A 218-nucleotide genomic window follows, 5' to 3' on the forward strand; every position below is an offset into this window, starting at 1 on the left:
CTTCCAACAGCTGCTTGTAACCAAGCGCCACGTCTTCGATCGACAAGGTATCATCCGACGTGCGGATGAGGTACTTTCCGTCATATTTGCTCGCGTCGCGTACGGCTTGTTTATGGAGACGGAGAGTACCATCTTTCAATTGCCGCACATATTTTCCGTACGTCGGATGCGCCCGCAGGGCACAGGCTTTCTTATGATGTGCTTCGTTTGCCTCCTGC

1 pseudogene is annotated in these 218 nt (G+C 52.8%); it reads right to left on the minus strand.

The features are described 5' to 3' along the window. Positions 1-218 (minus strand): annotated as a pseudogene (locus tag HCN83_RS18915) (IS1634 family transposase); the annotation flags it as partial.

Source organism: Alkalicoccus luteus, from assembly GCF_012034335.1.
GTDB classification, from domain to species: Bacteria; Bacillota; Bacilli; order Bacillales; family Salisediminibacteriaceae; genus Alkalicoccus; species Alkalicoccus luteus_A.